The organism is Paenibacillus sp. M-152 (genome assembly GCF_003856555.1).
Classification (GTDB): Bacteria; Bacillota; Bacilli; order Paenibacillales; family Paenibacillaceae; genus Paenibacillus; species Paenibacillus polymyxa_C.
This window is the reverse complement of record NZ_CP034141.1, coordinates 2,192,391-2,206,867: the sequence shown is the minus strand read 5'-3', so window position 1 is coordinate 2,206,867 and position 14,477 is coordinate 2,192,391. Positions and strand designations below refer to the sequence as shown.

The following is a 14,477-nucleotide window of genomic DNA, read 5'->3' as shown; positions in this document are numbered from 1 at the left end:
TTACACACCCAGTGTCTTGTTGATGGCTTCGATAACCCGATCCGATTGGAATGGCTTAACGATAAAATCTTTTGCGCCAGCTTGAATGGCATCAATTACCATAGCTTGCTGACCCATCGCGGAACACATGATAACCTTTGCATTCGGGTCAATTTGTTTGATTTCCTTCAGAGCGGCAATGCCGTCCATCTCAGGCATCGTGATATCCATCGTAATCAGGTCAGGACGAAGCTCCTTGAATTTTTCAATGGCCTGTGATCCATCCTGGGCCTCTCCTACTACTTCAAATCCATTTTTGGACAGGATGTCCCGAATCATCATTCTCATAAATGCAGCATCGTCCACGATCAAAATACGGTTTGCCATCTGAAATAAATCCTCCCTAAATTATGCTTTTATTGTAATTTTTGAATTCGGTCCCATTGGCTTACAATATCCGTTACACGCACGCCAAAGTTCTCGTCGATTACGACAACCTCGCCCTTGGCAATCAGTTTGTTGTTAACCATAATGTCCACCGGCTCCCCGGCAAGCTTGTCCAGTTCAATAATTGAACCTTGTGAGAGCTCCAGAATATCTTTAATTTGCTTTTGGGTCCTTCCTAATTCTACGGTGACTCTAAGGGGAATGTCCATCAATAAATTTAAATTGTTTTCATCCACTTGCGGAAATCCACCGGACTGCAAGTTAGAAAACTGTACAGGCTGCACATTTACATTACGTCCCGGCGGTACAGCCCCATAATGATGAGGTGTTCCATAAGGCACTTGCGGCGGCACACCTGCTGGCATTCCATATCCCGGCGTTCCATACCCTGGAGCGCCCTGCTGCCCATATCCCGGATCTTGAGGATACATCGGCGGTTGTTGCCTATAGCCTGCATCTTGCGGCGCCTGCGCGGCTGCAGGCGGCTGTTGGTAGGCTGGTGCAGACGGTGGCTGCGGAGTACTAGCTTGTGTCGGCGCTTCGGGAGCAGCTGTTGCAGCTGCCTGCTGTGCGGACGCTTGCGGTTGCTCGTCATCCTCTCCGCCATTCATTAAGATGCTCACCATCTTTTTGGCGAAATTAACAGGTAACAGTTGCATCAGTGTAGAGTCAATCAGATCTCCAATCAATAACCGGAAGGATACTGTAATCAGCGTCTCTTCATCTGGCAGGCTGGATACTCCATCACCGTGCAGAGGATCCAAAATATCAATCCCTGGTGGAGAGATATTAACAAAACGATTAAACATGGTAGACATAGAGGTCGCAGACGATCCCATCATTTGGTTCATCGCTTCCTGCACGGCACTGATGTGAATTTCATTCAATTCTTCATCTGCCGGATTTCCTCCACCACCAAGCATTAAATCCGCTATAACCTGCGCATCACGCTTTTTAATTACAAGCGAGTTAATGCCTTCAAATCCATCGACATAATTTACATGTACGGCTACGTGCGGCTTTGGAAATGCAGTTTCAAATTCAGAACGTGTAATAATTGAAACTTTAGGTGTCGTAATATCCACCTTTTGACCGAGCAGTGTGGAAAGAGCCGTAGCTGCGCTGCCGAACGTTATATTACCGATTTCCCCAAGAGCATCCTGCTCCAGAGAAGTCAGAAAATCGTCAACGGTCTTGCCTGCGGGAGTAGAATCCGTCCCCGCTTCAGACTGTTTCAGCAAGGCATCAATTTCCTCCTGGGACAAATAGTCTTTACTCGTCAATTTCTTCAACTCCTTCGTTGACAATTTCATCAATTTGTACGGCAACACGATCTCTTACCATGCCGGGACTTCCCATAAACTTCAATTTCTCGCCTACCCGGATGGATAGTCCTTCTTTGACTGGCTTGTTCAATGAAATGACATCCCCTACCGAAAGGCCTAAAAACTCAGCTACATTTATCCGGGATTCACCCAACTCCGCAATAATAGGAAGCTCTGCTTTGGTGACCCGTAATCTCAAGGCGTCTATCTCTTCAGGCGCCCTTGATTTCTTTTCGGATGTAAACCACTGGTGCGTGGACAGTCTGGCCATAATAGGTTCCAATACCACGTGCGGGATACAGAGGTTAATCATCCCTGTGGTATCACCAATTTTGGTGCTAAGCGAAATCAGAGCAATCGTCTCATTGGGCGAAACAATCTGCATGAACTGCGGATTTGTTTCCATAGCCTCTAGACGTGGTTCAATGTCGAGTACCGTTTTCCAAGCCTCTTGCAGGCTATCAAAGGTACGGCTGAAAATTCGCTCCATGATCGTCGTCTCAATTTCGGTCAACGCGGTAACCTTGGTTGGTGCCGAACCTGTTCCTCCGAGAAGCCTGTCCAGCATGGCATAAGCTACGTTCGGGTGAACCTCAAGCACCATTCGGCCTTCCAGTGGTTCAGCTTCAAAAATGTTTAGAATGGTCATTTTCGGAATGGAGCGAATGAATTCATCATATGGAAGCTGCTCCACCTGAACGACATTAATCTGGACAAAAGTACGAAGCTGTGCTGAAAAATAAGTGGTCAGATACCGTGCAAAGTTCTCGTGTATCCGCGTCAGACTTCGTATATGGTCCTTGGAAAACCTAAGCGCTCTCTTGAAATCATAAGCGCGAACTTTCTTTTGGGTTTCTTCCTTTTTGAGTTCTTCCGCATCCATTTCACCGGACGAGAGAGCTGCTAAAAGGGCATCAATTTCCCCTTGTGACAGTACATCCACCAATGTTATTCACCCCCTTACGTGTTCCTGACAAGATCACCTGGAATCAAATGGCTGCCAGCAAAAAGTCTGTAATTTTGGCGTTCCCCAGGTGACCTTCAGGGAGCGACTTATTGATGAGATCCGTCAGCTTGTCACTGAACTGATCCCGGCCTTTAGCCGTTCTGAGCTCATCAGGTTTGGTGTCTGCAAGTAATTGAATAACGATAGGCTTAATACTAATGTCCTTGATTTTTTCAAAAGCTTCTTTGGCTTTGGCATCGTTCAATTGAAAAGCAAGATTCATCTGCACAATGTAATCTGCGTCTGCCAAATTTGTTTTGATACCGGTAATTTCAGAGCTTACTTCCACCAATTCATCTGCTGACAATCTTGGAAGTTGTTCTGCTTGAGCGGCTTGCGCATTCGGTATGACTTCCGACTTCTTCCCGCTAAGCGCTGGTATAAGTACAAAGGCCGCGCCTGCAATCAAAGTAATCGCGAGTAAAATTGTAATGAGCCATGGCAGCATCTTCTTCATTCGTCTTCCTCCATTTGTTGCACTTTTATCGTGGCGGCATGCATGCCGATTTCACGGCTGTAACCCTTGATCAAGGAGACGACATCTGCCGCTTTTTCCAATACAATCAACCGTTTCCCCGTCACCAAAGTGACGTATGTATCCGGTGTTTCCTCCACAGTCTCAATGAGCAGCGCATTAAGCCACATAGGCGAGCCGTTCAGCCGCGTTAACGGGATCATCGTAACACCAACCTCCTGATAGGTGCGGAGGAGCCTCTACTCCTCCGCGTTTAAATGAGATTATCGTTTCAAGTTTACAACTTCCTGAAGCACTTCATCCGAAGTCGTAATGATACGCGAGTTCGCTTGGAATCCACGCTGAGCTACGATCATTTCGGTAAATTCGCCTGTCAAGTCAACGTTGGACATTTCCAGCTGACCCGCGATGATAGCTCCACGCCCCTCTGAGTTGGCTGCTCCAGGCTCAAGTGCATCAATGTTGGAGTTGACCGTTGTACGATACAGGCTGCCTCCAATTTTCTCCAAACCTTCCGGGTTAGTAACTCTGGCTATACCAATTTGCGTGCCATTATCTACTGTACCATCATCTAATTGCTGTACAATCGTGCCGTCCTGCGAGATGGAGAACGATGTAACGTTGTCAGCAAGTGTGATTGGGTCGCCACCTGCATCCCCTACAAAAAATCCATCGGAAGTCACCAGATTTCGGTTTGCGTCTACGTGAAAATCACCCGCACGAGTCAGATAAGGGACTTCCTGTGCATCATTCATTTTGATCAGGAAAAAACCGTCACCGTTAATCCGCAAATCCGTTGGATTATTGGTAGTCATTGCACTACCTGGGAGATGCATCGTATCAATCGAGCTGACGGACACCCCTAGACCTACCTGCTTGGCATTTTGACCTGCAGTTGTCGTAGCATCAGGTGCACTTGCGCCCGAGCTGGTTTGGCTCAAAATATCCTTGAACATTACTCGGCTGGACTTGAAGCCTGTAGTATTTACGTTTGCAATGTTGTTACCGATAACGTCCAGCTTTGTTTGAAAGCCCTTCATGCCCGATACACCTGAATACATTGATCTCAACATTGAGTATAAATCCTCCTCTGATTGCTTGCTTAGTTGACCGCATCAGTCGATCCGCGGCTTTTTCATGGCTTTCCTATTCGGGCCAGCCACTTCGTATATTTTTTTATGAAATAATTACAGCACTATCTATCTGCGTAAATACGTTATCCTCCATGGACTTCTTATCCATCGCGGTAACAACTGTTCGATTAGGCACACTAACAATCAAAGCCATATCCTGCATTAAAATCAAAGATTCTTTAGCGCCTTTGGCAGCAGCCTTATCCACAGCAGAGTTAATTTTCGCCATTTGGTCACTTCTCAACTCTATTCCTCGCTGCTCCAGTCGCTTGGCGGCATGGTTGCTGAGCTTGAGCACCTGTTCCTGCAACACCTGACCAAATGGTTTGGTATCCTTTGTTACCGAATTTAATCGGTTTTGAGAAATCGCTGCCGGGGGAACGTTGGTAGGAAAAAGGCGTCCGACCGTTATCCTGTCATTCATGAGTTCTCACCGCTTCCAGTAGAGGAAGAAGATGAAGTATCCGATGTATTTGTAGCGGGAATCGTTGTATTAGCCTGACTCACTGATGTTACATCTTTTAATGCCACCTCAGCCGCTCCCATTTTGGCATACTGCACACCGTCGCGAATAACGATGGAATCTACGATTCCACTTTTCACCGTACCTGCGCCTGTCTCACCTGTAATGGAATCTTTTTTCCCCGGCTCAATCCAACTGACTTCTTTTCCTATTAAACCAGAAGCTGTACCCAAAGACTGTCCCAATGCATTCAACTGCGTAGAAATGTTCATCAGTTGTTCCACCGAGGAAAACTGTGCCATTTGGGCGATAAATTCTTTATCCTCCAAAGGCTGCATTGGATCCTGATTTTGTAGTTGAGTGATCAAGATTTTTAAAAATTGATCTTTACCCATCGTTTTAGTATCCTTGGCACTTGCTGTTTTGACATTATTCACATTGTAATTCGGCCAGACGTTACTGGTGGATACATTGCTGTCTGTAGTCGTCATTGTGTTCTCACCTCCATCATTACGCTTGTGCTGTAAAGGAGCCTGTCCGATTCATGTCATCTGCGCGTTGTTCTGCTGTCCAGTTACGAAGCTCTTCTGTCATTTCAGCTACCTTCACAGCATCCTCGCTCTCTTCTCTACCTCGAGCTTTAGAACGTTGGTTGGATTGCTGCTGATTAGCCCCAGATCCACGTCCATCCTGATACATATGGGAGGATAGCGACTCATTGTGCGTAACTTCTACTTTATCCACTTGAATACCTTGGCTCTGAAGACTCGTGCGCAACTGCGACATTTGCTGTTCCAGCAAATCCTTCGCTCCGCTATGCTCAGTCATGAACTGGGCAACCAGATGACCATTTTGCATCGTTAGCTTAACCTCCAGCTGGCCCAGATGATCTGGACGAAGCATGATGGTCGCTTCTGTCAAACCAGTGTGCTTTACAATATCAAGTTTCTGTACTACAAACTCAGTCATCTCCTTGGCAAATTGCCGTACATGTACGACGGGTTGAGCTGGAGCCGAAGGTGTTGTTCCCTGCGCTTGTACTGAAAGCTGCCCCGCAGTCGTGATCACTGGAGTCTGATTATCAGTTGATGCCGGATCCGCTTGCTCAGCTGCATCTACGAATGTACCTGCTTCATCCGTTACAGTAGGTTTAACTGCGGACTGAACGAGAAGATTCGTTGATGAACGCTGTCCTTCTGAGCCTTGCTGGCTAGTTTCACCCTGACTTGCTTGCTGCTGAGGAGTAACCTGTTTGTTTGTAGTTGCTGCAGTTAACGTCTGAGCACCATTTGCTCGTTGTGCAGAAGGCTGGGCCGCTTGTGAATCTCCACTATCAGCAAGTTCCACAGCTTTCAATACTCCATGCCACTGCTCATCGGAAATAGCTCCCGTCCCAGCCGTTGCGCTTTGCAGCGATTGTAGTAACTGTGTCACCTTAGTCTTTTGGTCTCCCGAAGCCTGTTCTGCTACATTGGCAAGTTGTGACAAAGCGTCCTGCAATGCAAACCGAAGAGTTGCCGGATTAGCTGCCAAAGCTGTCAAGCCTGTAGCCTCTGCCGTTTCCCCACCATCTGCCTGTTGATTTGTTCCATTGCCTTGCAAAAACTGTTGTACTTGCTGAATCCACGATTGCAGAGTTGCAAGCAGCGCAGGATCGGCAACTACCTGATCATCCAATTTCTCGAGATTTTGCAGCAAAGGAGCTAATGTTTCAACCAGCGGCTCGGTTGGAGTTTCCGTGGATTCTCCGCTTGCAATAAGTGGTAGTACCATAACTAATGGAGAACCATTTGCATCTGTTCCTGCTGAGCCCGTTTGCCCGCCTGTCATCATTTGCGTCAGTGTTTGATTAAAGGCACCCGTGGTTGCTCCAGCAGCCGTGGCTGTACTTGTTGTTGATGCTGTCGCACTGCTAGCTGTTTGACTAGAGCTAAGAGATACACTTTGAGAAATAAGGGTCATATATTTTTCACCTCCCTTCAATTCAAATTACTTACTCCCCATCAATTTATTCAAAATTTTCGCGGTCTGACCTGCATCCTTGGCAGACATATATTGCAGTAAAGAAGCACGTGTCGAATCATCTACTGTATTTAATATGTTTAATGCCTTATCCGGACTGATTTTGTAAGTTTGTAAAATAAGTTCGGCACCGCTTTTCTTGTCCATGGAAGCAAATGTGCTACTGATTTGAGTGCTTTGCAGACTTTTACTCGTCGTTCCGGCGGTAGTACCTTGATCCTTTTTCAGACGAGACTGCAACGCAACTACCGATAAATCCGTAGATGGCGTTACGTTTTTCAGAGCCATCGTAATATCTGCTGCTTTTTTAGCGTCCATCTTTTGCAAAATCTTCGCACTGTTGGCAGGGTCCATGTAGCTTAAGAGCTGTACGGTCTCTTCCGTGGTCAGATTCTCCATGATCGGTGCAGCTTTACTTGCCGTCATTCCTTCATACATGCTGGCAAGTTCTCTGGTCTGTTTTACATAAGGATCTTCATTTGTTGTTCCGTCTGTAGTTTGCGTACCTGCTTGTCCCTGCTGCCCGACCTGTCCCTGTTGACCCGTCTGCGACTGTTGTTCCTGTTGCGTTTGCAGTGTATTGACCTGATTTTGAAGTTCAGTAACCTTTTTATCTTGTGTCGTCTTAGCAGCGGTAGCCTTTTTAAGTTCTTCCGTCTGCTTAGCTAAATCCGCTTTTAACTGTTGAATGGTTGCTTCAGAACTTTCAGACTGTGCCTTCTGATCTGCCTCTTTTGTCTGGGTTGCCTTATCCTTCGGTTCGGGAATCCAATTTTTAACAATTGGTATTTTGTTCCCTAATGAGATCATTTCGCTTCTGAAGTCCATATTGAACAGTGTAAGCAAGACCCCGACCAGAACGATTGTGAAAACAATCGGAATCAGGAAAAACATAAACCGCTCAAATCCCCCGCCTGATTCTTTTCCTAAATCCATATCCAGTTCATTTTCTGCTAACTTCTGTGCCATCGTCTTCCTCCTCAGGCAGCTGATATGCGTATCCTATGACGTTCCGCTTACCGGGCTTTCATGGCAAATCGCACGGAAGCCATTTCATCCAGCTCATTCTGCTCGCGCAGGAGCATTTCCTGTTGGAATTTCACGTTGGCCTTCTCTCTTGCTTTCAGCCAAACTTGTTCATCCAGCATTTTATCGGTCAAAACGGTTTGTTTGCTTTGCACATTTTGCTGCGCATATTGAACATCCCTATGCTTGCGTGTAATACATTGGTCCAGATGATTGACATAAGCTTGTAATTCCTGAATGCTAGAGAGTGGCGCGCAATCTTCGGCAGCCTTTTGAATGGCTGATATGACCCGATTCCTTTCGCCTATAAGCTGTGTTAATGTCTGCTCCTCAACCTGCAATTGTCCAACAGCACTGGAAAGCAGCCATTCGGCCTGTGACTTTTCGTTCGTTTTCAAGTCTACAACTTTTTGAAAGGAATACTGAAATCTCATCGTTCAACCTTCATCTCCTCGTAAATTCAGAAATCAAACGTTCTCGTACTTCGTCCAGCTCAGCCTTTTCATCGGTTCTTTGTCTTGTAAAATCCCATATATCCCGTATGCGCTCCATAGATTCGTCAATTTCTGCATTCGAACCCTGTTGATAAGCCCCAATGTTAATCAGGTCTTCTGAATCTTTGTAAATGGCCATCAAGCGCTTAATGTTTTCGGCAGCGTCTATCTGATCTCGTGGTGCAATGTCCTTCATGACCCGGCTAATACTTGCTAACACATCAATTGCGGGAAAATGTCCTTTGTTCGCAATCCCACGGTTCAAGACAATGTGTCCATCCAATATCCCGCGCACCGCATCCGCGATGGGCTCGTTCATGTCGTCACCATCAACCAGCACTGTATAAAAAGCAGTTATGGAGCCAGTAGGACCTGTCCCTGCGCGTTCCAGAAGCTTAGGCAGACTAGCAAACACAGATGGAGTGTACCCTCTCATTGCTGGTGGCTCACCCACCGCTAGACCGACTTCACGCTGGGCCATCGCATATCGGGTAACTGAATCCATCATTAACATGACATTCAACCCGCGATCCCGAAAATATTCCGCTATCGTCGTTGCAATAAGTGCACCCTTAATGCGGATCAACGCAGGTTGGTCGGAAGTTGCCACAATGACTACAGAGCGTTCTAGTCCCTCAGGACCCAAATCCCGTTCAATAAAGTCCAGCACCTCGCGTCCACGTTCTCCGATCAAGGCAATTACGTTCACATCTGCTTCCGTATTACGGGCAATCATACCCATCAAAGTACTCTTACCTACACCCGAACCCGCAAAAATACCAACCCGTTGTCCTTTGCCAATCGTAAGCAACCCGTCAATTGCACGTACTCCGATACTTATGGGTTCCTGCACACGCGGACGATTCAGCGGATTGGACGGTATATTGAAGGTTGAATATCTCGCCATTCGCGAGGGAATCAGTGATCCGTCCAAAGGCTGACCCAAACCATCCAGCACTTTGCCTAACAGCTCCGAACCAACCTGCACATTCAGTGGCTTCCCTGTTCCTACGACATCACAACCAGGACCAATGGATTGTAGTTCTCCAAGTGGCATCAGAAGCACTTTATTGTCTCTGAAGCCAACAACCTCTGCCTGCAATGGCTTTGCCGCTTTGCCTGGATAAATATAACAAACATCCCCGATACTCGCGTCCGGACCTTCCGATTCAACCATCAAGCCGATAACCTGTGTAACCTTGCCATTCACCCGAACGGGGTCCAGCTGTCGCAAATGATCCATGTAGCGCTGCGCATTAAGCCCCTTCATGTCTTCGCTCCTCATTTTCATGTGCCAGACGCAGTAGTTCCTTTTTAATCTCAGCTAATTGCGTATCGATCCGGGCGTCCACGCTTCCAAAGGAAGAACGGATGACGCAACCGCGATCCTTTACGGTACCATCAGGAATAATTTGCAGTTCTGCCTGCGAATCGACAGTTAATGACAATTCTTCCCGCGCACCTTGCACAAATGCGAAATGCTGAGGCGACACACACAATGTAATGATTCCTTTTTCTCGCTTACGAGCCAAATTTTTGCGAATTAACTCAATTGTATATTCCGGTTCAAGACTAAGCTGTTTTTCAATGACCTTCTCGGCAATCGCACTACTCAGTTCAACCAGAAAAGGCTCTGCTTCCTGAATCAGTTGTTCCTTAATCTCATAGGCCTGACGCAGAATATCTTGTGCTTCTTCCATCATCTGCTCCGATTTCGTCTGAAGCTCAGCCTCAGCCAGCTTCTGGCCTTCTTCATATCCTTGTTGAAATCCATCTGCTTTTGTCGACTGAATCAACTGATCGTCATGCTCGCGTCGTTCCTGCCACCAATCTTCAATCTGCTGCTGTGCTTCCTGAAGCATTCGTTCCGCTTCTTCAGCCGCCTCGCGTACCTGACGTTCGGCAAAGTCCTTAGCATCATTCAACATTTCATCTCGGAGCCGTTCTGCCTCATAATCTCGCTGAGGCTCTGGCTCCGCATATTCAGTTGTGATTTCTTCATCCGTCGTTTCTGGCACGTACGTATGTGCCACATCAATCGTTTTCAAAGCCTCTACAGGCACATATTGGAAAGATTTAATCAAGTTAGACAATGATGTCATCTCCTCCGCCGCGTGCGATTATAATCTCACCGGCCTCTTCCAATCTGCGGATCGTTGAAACGATACGTGTTTGTGCTTCTTCCACATCACGCAGCCGCACCGGTCCCATGTACTCCATTTCCTCTTTGAAGGTTTCTGCCATACGTTTCGACATATTTCGGAAAATCACATCGCGTACTTCTTCACTGGACACTTTAAGTGCCAATTGCAAGTCTGCATTGTCGATATCGCGGATAATGCGTTGAATGGACCGGTTGTCCACATTGACAATATCCTCGAATACGAACATTCTTTTCTTGATTTCCTCAGCCAGTTCAGGGTCTTGAATTTCAAGCGAGTCGAGAATTGTACGCTCGGTTCCGCGGTCTACGCCATTCAAAATCTGAACGATAGACTCGATACCACCTGCATTCGTGTAATCCTGCGTTGCAGTTGCCGAGAGCTTTTGCTCCAATACTCTCTCCACTTGAGAGATGACCTCCGGAGATGTACTGTCCATGACAGCAACACGCCGGGCCACATCTGCCTGCTTTTCCTGTGGTAAGGACGATAGAATTGCCGCCGCTTGCTCAAACTGCAAGTATGAAAGCACGAGAGCAATGGTTTGCGGATTCTCATTTTGTATAAAATTCAATATTTGGTTCGGATCAGCCTTACGAGCAAAATCGAAAGGTCTCACCTGTAATGTCGCTGTCAAACGGTTAATGACCTCAACTGCTTTTTGCGATCCAAGCGCTTTTTCCAATATTTCTTTAGCGTAATTAATACCGCCTTGGGAAATGTACTCCTGAGCCAGACAAATTTGATGAAACTCGGCCATAATGGAGTCCTTTTCAATGGCATCGACCTTCCGTACATTGGCAATTTCCAATGTAAGTTGCTCGATCTCTTCATCACGCAAATGCTTGAATATTTGAGCAGATACTTCTGGCCCCATTGTGATCAAAAGAATAGCTGCTTTCTGTCTTCCCGTTAAACCTTGACTGCTTGCCTTTGCCAATGAACTCACCTCTATTCGTCAGCCAGCCATGTACGAAGCAGATTGACGAATTCGTCGGGTTTCTTTTTCGCCAGACTTTCAAGCTGTTTACGCACTTGACTTTCATTTGTCACACTTTCCATGGTAATGGACGGGAATTCCGTCGGCGTTGGCATAAGTTGCAATTCTTCATCCAACTCTTCTTCCTGATTACGACGACTGCGTACGATGAAGAAGATTACACCCGCCAACAGTGCCAGAACTGCAGCTCCGATGCCCCACATCCACGGGTTGGAAGCTGAGAAGAATGTATTGGTACTCGTAGGCGCCGGAGCAGCTTGCGAGAACACTGAAACCTTTTTAGCCAAATCAGCGTCTGTAAAAGTAGTACCGGAATTCGCCAGCGATGCTCTTACAATATTAACCAAGATATTTTGAATTGCTGTCTGAGTTGCAGTATCCAACGTTTGCTGACCTGTTGGTGGTTCAACTGCTACATTAATGGTTAAATCTTTTACAGTGTATGGACTTTGGATAATATCCCTTGCAATTCGGTTAACTTCGTAGTTAATCGTACTTGAGCTCTTATCCGAGCTGGTATTGCCGGAATTGGCTCCTCCAGGGTAACCCGGGACATCCTGCGTTCCTGTCCCTGCAACTCCTCCGGTTTGTCCACTACTGCCCGTATAACTTTCCTGGATTTGTTGGGCACTAATTTCAATACCCTTCATTTTCGTTTGGTCAACAGGTGTGACCATTTGTTCCTTTGATGTTACTTTGTCGAAATTTAGCTGGGACATAACCAGCACGTTTACCTTGTCGTCTCCAACAATTTTCGACAAAAATTGTTGAACATTATTCCTTACATCGCTCTCAAACTTCTTCTGTAGAGCCATGTTTTCCTGAACACCACTTGTGAGTCCACCTTGGCCGCCCTTGGCCGTTGGAATCAACTCATATTCCTTATTCGTGATCGTAATATTTTCTACTGGCAAATTCGGTACAGCCGTTTTTACCAGGTTAAAATATCCGTCGATCGCTTGTTGATTGGGAGTAAAGCCAGGTTCAAATTCCATTTGAACCGAAGCAGATGCTTTGTCCTTTTCTTCAAGTCCGGCAAAGATATTTTCCTTTGGCATATTAATGACGGCTTTGGAGCTTTGGACACCATCCATCCGTTCCAACAGTTGCTGTACTTCGCCGTTCAATGCGTTATTGTACTTCACATTGAACTCGTTCTCCGTCATACCTATGGCCGAGGAGGACTGGTCAAAGGCGCTCATGCCGATTGACCCTTTCTGTATCAGGCCTTGAGACCCAACATCTACCTTCGCCTTATCTGCATTTGCGGTTGGGACTGAAATTTGTGTCCCACCAGCATTAAGCTGATACGGTATACCCGCAGAATCGAGATATTTAATGACCCCTGCGGCATCATTTGCATTTAGATCCTGGAAGGCCACTTCATACTCAGTTTTGGTAAACTGCATCGTTAGCACTACAATGGCGATAATGATGAATGCTAATGTCGAAACAAGTAATATCTTCTGTTTTTTGCTGAAATTATTCCAATACCCGGAAATCTTATCCCGGTATTGGGCGATTCTCTCGTTCACTCCGTCACCCCATCCGAAACTTTGCTAAACCCTCACTTTACATCTGTGTACGCATGATCTCCTGATAGGCTTCGATCGCTTTGTTTCGGACCTGTGTAGTAAGCTGCAGGGAAAGCAGCGCTTGTTGTGAAGTGATCATGACCTGATCTACATCAACTTTGCCTGCCATGAATTGGTCGGACATCTGGTGTGTAGCGGCTTCCTGCTGCCCTACTTCATTAAGAGCATCCTTTAGGAAGGAGCCAAAATCCTTCAAGGATTCGGAAGGAGTCGCTTTCGTCAACTCATTGTTAGGCGATTGAATTTGCTGTATTACCGGTGTCTGTACGTTAAACATGGCGTTCTGAATCATGTTTTACTCTCCCTATTAAGTAGTTAGTAGTCCTGGAACTTAGCGACCGATTTCAAGCGCTTTGGAAACCATCGCCTTTGAAGCATTCAGAGCTGTTACATTGGCTTCGTATGAGCGTGTTGCGGAAATCATGTCGACCATTTCTTTCATTATGTCTACATTAGGCATATATACATAGCCATCTTTATCAGCGTCCGGATGACCCGGATTGTACACTGGCTTCAAAGGTGACTGATCTTCCTGAATTTGCGAAACTTTAACGCCAGCGGCGCTTGTACTACTTCCTTCCATTTGAGCCTTCAAAACATCGGCAAAGCCAGATTGGTTCGGCTCCAAAACAACCGTTTTTCTTCGATATGGAATTGCTTGTCCATTCTCTACCTTCGCCCGAGTTGTCTCTGCGTTGGCAATGTTGCTCGATATAACGTCCATCCGCAACCGTTGGGCCGTAAGAGCAGATGCACTAATATCAAAGCCGTTGTTAATCTTCACCTCGTCCTATCTCCCTTCTACCGCTGTTCTCATCATTTTGATGCGCTCATTAATTTCTTGGATGTAGGTATTATATCTTAGTTGATTTTCAGCCATAAGACTCATTTCTCTGTCTATATCTACGTTGTTCATGTTGTTATTCATGACTGAGTACCCATCTTTGGTGACCGTGGCATCAGGAATGGAGTTCACAGGTCCTATTTGAAAATGTCTTGAATTGGTTACTTTTCCACGCAGTGGCGTGACATCACCGTCCATTTGCTGCTGAAGCAGTTCTTCAAATGAAACCTCCGAACGCTTGAAATACGGGGTATCCGCATTGGAAATATTATCGGCCATCACACGTTGTCTCGTATTGGCCGCCTGTACACCTGCCTGAAGCTTTTGAAAGCTTACATCACCCAGCAGATTCATTTAGCTCCTCCCTCCAGCGTCTACTCCAAAGTAAGATTCAATAAAACAAGATTTTTCACTTTTTTTCGACAATAAAATTTCATAATTATACATTTCTTTTAGGTCTTAAGTAGAAAATCTTAACTTTCTGTCATATATTCTAAGTTTCGTAG

At 46.1% G+C, this 14,477-nt stretch carries 18 protein-coding genes; all 18 read right to left on the bottom strand.

Annotated elements, in window-relative coordinates; all coding sequences use genetic code 11:
* The 18 genes from EGM68_RS10150 to flgB all read right to left on the bottom strand — a co-directional run bounded on the left by EGM68_RS10150 (position 1) and on the right by flgB (position 14,325).
* Positions 1–366 carry a response regulator gene (locus EGM68_RS10150; RefSeq protein ID WP_013370687.1) on the bottom strand — a complete coding sequence of 122 codons (366 nt, stop codon included), beginning with the start codon at positions 364–366 and terminating at the stop codon, positions 1–3.
* A gap of 29 nt (positions 367–395) precedes the next feature.
* Positions 396–1,709 (bottom strand): flagellar motor switch phosphatase FliY, encoded by a 1,314-nt coding sequence (gene fliY / locus EGM68_RS10145; RefSeq protein ID WP_129549102.1) that lies wholly within the window; start codon positions 1,707–1,709, stop codon positions 396–398.
* Positions 1,699–2,697: a flagellar motor switch protein FliM gene (fliM, locus tag EGM68_RS10140; RefSeq protein WP_013370685.1), complete on the bottom strand. Its 999-nt coding sequence runs from the start codon at positions 2,695–2,697 to the stop codon at positions 1,699–1,701. Before fliM ends, fliY begins: the two co-directional genes overlap by 11 nt.
* A 43-nt stretch (positions 2,698–2,740) precedes the next feature.
* On the bottom strand, positions 2,741–3,214 hold the full coding sequence (locus tag EGM68_RS10135) for a flagellar basal body-associated FliL family protein (protein WP_013370684.1): 474 nt from the start codon (positions 3,212–3,214) through the stop codon (positions 2,741–2,743).
* On the bottom strand, positions 3,211–3,435 hold the full coding sequence (locus tag EGM68_RS10130; RefSeq protein ID WP_013309896.1) for a flagellar FlbD family protein: 225 nt from the start codon (positions 3,433–3,435) through the stop codon (positions 3,211–3,213). The genes EGM68_RS10135 and EGM68_RS10130 overlap by 4 nt, the downstream gene beginning before the upstream one ends.
* A gap of 60 nt (positions 3,436–3,495) precedes the next feature.
* Positions 3,496–4,305: a flagellar basal body rod protein FlgG gene (flgG, locus tag EGM68_RS10125; RefSeq protein WP_129549101.1), complete on the bottom strand. Its 810-nt coding sequence runs from the start codon at positions 4,303–4,305 to the stop codon at positions 3,496–3,498.
* A 103-nt stretch (positions 4,306–4,408) separates the two neighbouring features.
* Positions 4,409–4,789, bottom strand: coding sequence for a TIGR02530 family flagellar biosynthesis protein (locus tag EGM68_RS10120; protein WP_025677627.1), 381 nt, complete (start codon positions 4,787–4,789; stop codon positions 4,409–4,411).
* Positions 4,786–5,319, bottom strand: coding sequence for a flagellar hook capping FlgD N-terminal domain-containing protein (locus tag EGM68_RS10115; RefSeq protein ID WP_025677626.1), 534 nt, complete (start codon positions 5,317–5,319; stop codon positions 4,786–4,788). The genes EGM68_RS10120 and EGM68_RS10115 overlap by 4 nt, the downstream gene beginning before the upstream one ends.
* A gap of 19 nt (positions 5,320–5,338) precedes the next feature.
* Positions 5,339–6,790 carry a flagellar hook-length control protein FliK gene (locus EGM68_RS10110; RefSeq protein ID WP_025677624.1) on the bottom strand — a complete coding sequence of 484 codons (1,452 nt, stop codon included), beginning with the start codon at positions 6,788–6,790 and terminating at the stop codon, positions 5,339–5,341.
* Positions 6,791–6,817: 27 nt separating this feature from the next.
* The gene (locus EGM68_RS10105) at positions 6,818–7,819 is read right to left on the bottom strand and encodes a magnesium transporter MgtE N-terminal domain-containing protein (protein WP_025677622.1); all 1,002 of its coding nucleotides are present in this window, start codon (positions 7,817–7,819) and stop codon (positions 6,818–6,820) included.
* A gap of 47 nt (positions 7,820–7,866) precedes the next feature.
* On the bottom strand, positions 7,867–8,310 hold the full coding sequence (fliJ, locus tag EGM68_RS10100) for a flagellar export protein FliJ (protein WP_013370677.1): 444 nt from the start codon (positions 8,308–8,310) through the stop codon (positions 7,867–7,869).
* A 10-nt stretch (positions 8,311–8,320) separates the two neighbouring features.
* Positions 8,321–9,640, bottom strand: coding sequence for a flagellar protein export ATPase FliI (gene fliI, locus EGM68_RS10095; RefSeq protein WP_016820950.1), 1,320 nt, complete (start codon positions 9,638–9,640; stop codon positions 8,321–8,323).
* Complete coding sequence (locus EGM68_RS10090; RefSeq protein WP_025677618.1) at positions 9,627–10,463, bottom strand: FliH/SctL family protein; 837 nt, start codon at positions 10,461–10,463, stop codon at positions 9,627–9,629. The genes fliI and EGM68_RS10090 overlap by 14 nt, the downstream gene beginning before the upstream one ends.
* A complete protein-coding gene (gene fliG / locus EGM68_RS10085) occupies positions 10,456–11,472 on the bottom strand; it encodes a flagellar motor switch protein FliG (protein ID WP_013370674.1) in 1,017 nt (338 codons plus the stop codon). The genes EGM68_RS10090 and fliG overlap by 8 nt, the downstream gene beginning before the upstream one ends.
* A gap of 11 nt (positions 11,473–11,483) precedes the next feature.
* Entirely contained in the window at positions 11,484–13,067 is a 1,584-nt protein-coding gene (gene fliF / locus EGM68_RS10080) for a flagellar basal-body MS-ring/collar protein FliF (protein ID WP_013370673.1), read from the bottom strand.
* A gap of 37 nt (positions 13,068–13,104) precedes the next feature.
* Entirely contained in the window at positions 13,105–13,419 is a 315-nt protein-coding gene (gene fliE / locus EGM68_RS10075; protein ID WP_007430020.1) for a flagellar hook-basal body complex protein FliE, read from the bottom strand.
* Between the two features lie 39 nt (positions 13,420–13,458).
* Positions 13,459–13,911 carry a flagellar basal body rod protein FlgC gene (flgC, locus tag EGM68_RS10070; RefSeq protein ID WP_013370672.1) on the bottom strand — a complete coding sequence of 151 codons (453 nt, stop codon included), beginning with the start codon at positions 13,909–13,911 and terminating at the stop codon, positions 13,459–13,461.
* A gap of 6 nt (positions 13,912–13,917) precedes the next feature.
* Positions 13,918–14,325, bottom strand: a complete 408-nt coding sequence (flgB, locus tag EGM68_RS10065; RefSeq protein WP_019686986.1) for a flagellar basal body rod protein FlgB — start codon at positions 14,323–14,325, stop codon at positions 13,918–13,920.
* Positions 14,326–14,477 lie beyond the last annotated feature (152 nt).

Coding starts and splice junctions, on each gene's coding strand:
- EGM68_RS10120 (WP_025677627.1), bottom strand. CDS start 4,789: ATGAATGACAGGATAACGGTCGGACGCCTTTTTCCTACCAACGTTCCC.
- flgG (WP_129549101.1), bottom strand. CDS start 4,305: ATGTTGAGATCAATGTATTCAGGTGTATCGGGCATGAAGGGCTTTCAA.
- EGM68_RS10110 (WP_025677624.1), bottom strand. CDS start 6,790: ATGACCCTTATTTCTCAAAGTGTATCTCTTAGCTCTAGTCAAACAGCT.
- EGM68_RS10130 (WP_013309896.1), bottom strand. CDS start 3,435: ATGATCCCGTTAACGCGGCTGAACGGCTCGCCTATGTGGCTTAATGCG.
- fliE (WP_007430020.1), bottom strand. CDS start 13,419: ATGATTCAGAACGCCATGTTTAACGTACAGACACCGGTAATACAGCAA.
- fliJ (WP_013370677.1), bottom strand. CDS start 8,310: ATGAGATTTCAGTATTCCTTTCAAAAAGTTGTAGACTTGAAAACGAAC.
- flgB (WP_019686986.1), bottom strand. CDS start 14,325: ATGAATCTGCTGGGTGATGTAAGCTTTCAAAAGCTTCAGGCAGGTGTA.
- EGM68_RS10115 (WP_025677626.1), bottom strand. CDS start 5,319: ATGACGACTACAGACAGCAATGTATCCACCAGTAACGTCTGGCCGAAT.
- EGM68_RS10135 (WP_013370684.1), bottom strand. CDS start 3,214: ATGAAGAAGATGCTGCCATGGCTCATTACAATTTTACTCGCGATTACT.
- fliI (WP_016820950.1), bottom strand. CDS start 9,640: ATGAAGGGGCTTAATGCGCAGCGCTACATGGATCATTTGCGACAGCTG.
- EGM68_RS10150 (WP_013370687.1), bottom strand. CDS start 366: ATGGCAAACCGTATTTTGATCGTGGACGATGCTGCATTTATGAGAATG.
- EGM68_RS10105 (WP_025677622.1), bottom strand. CDS start 7,819: ATGGCACAGAAGTTAGCAGAAAATGAACTGGATATGGATTTAGGAAAA.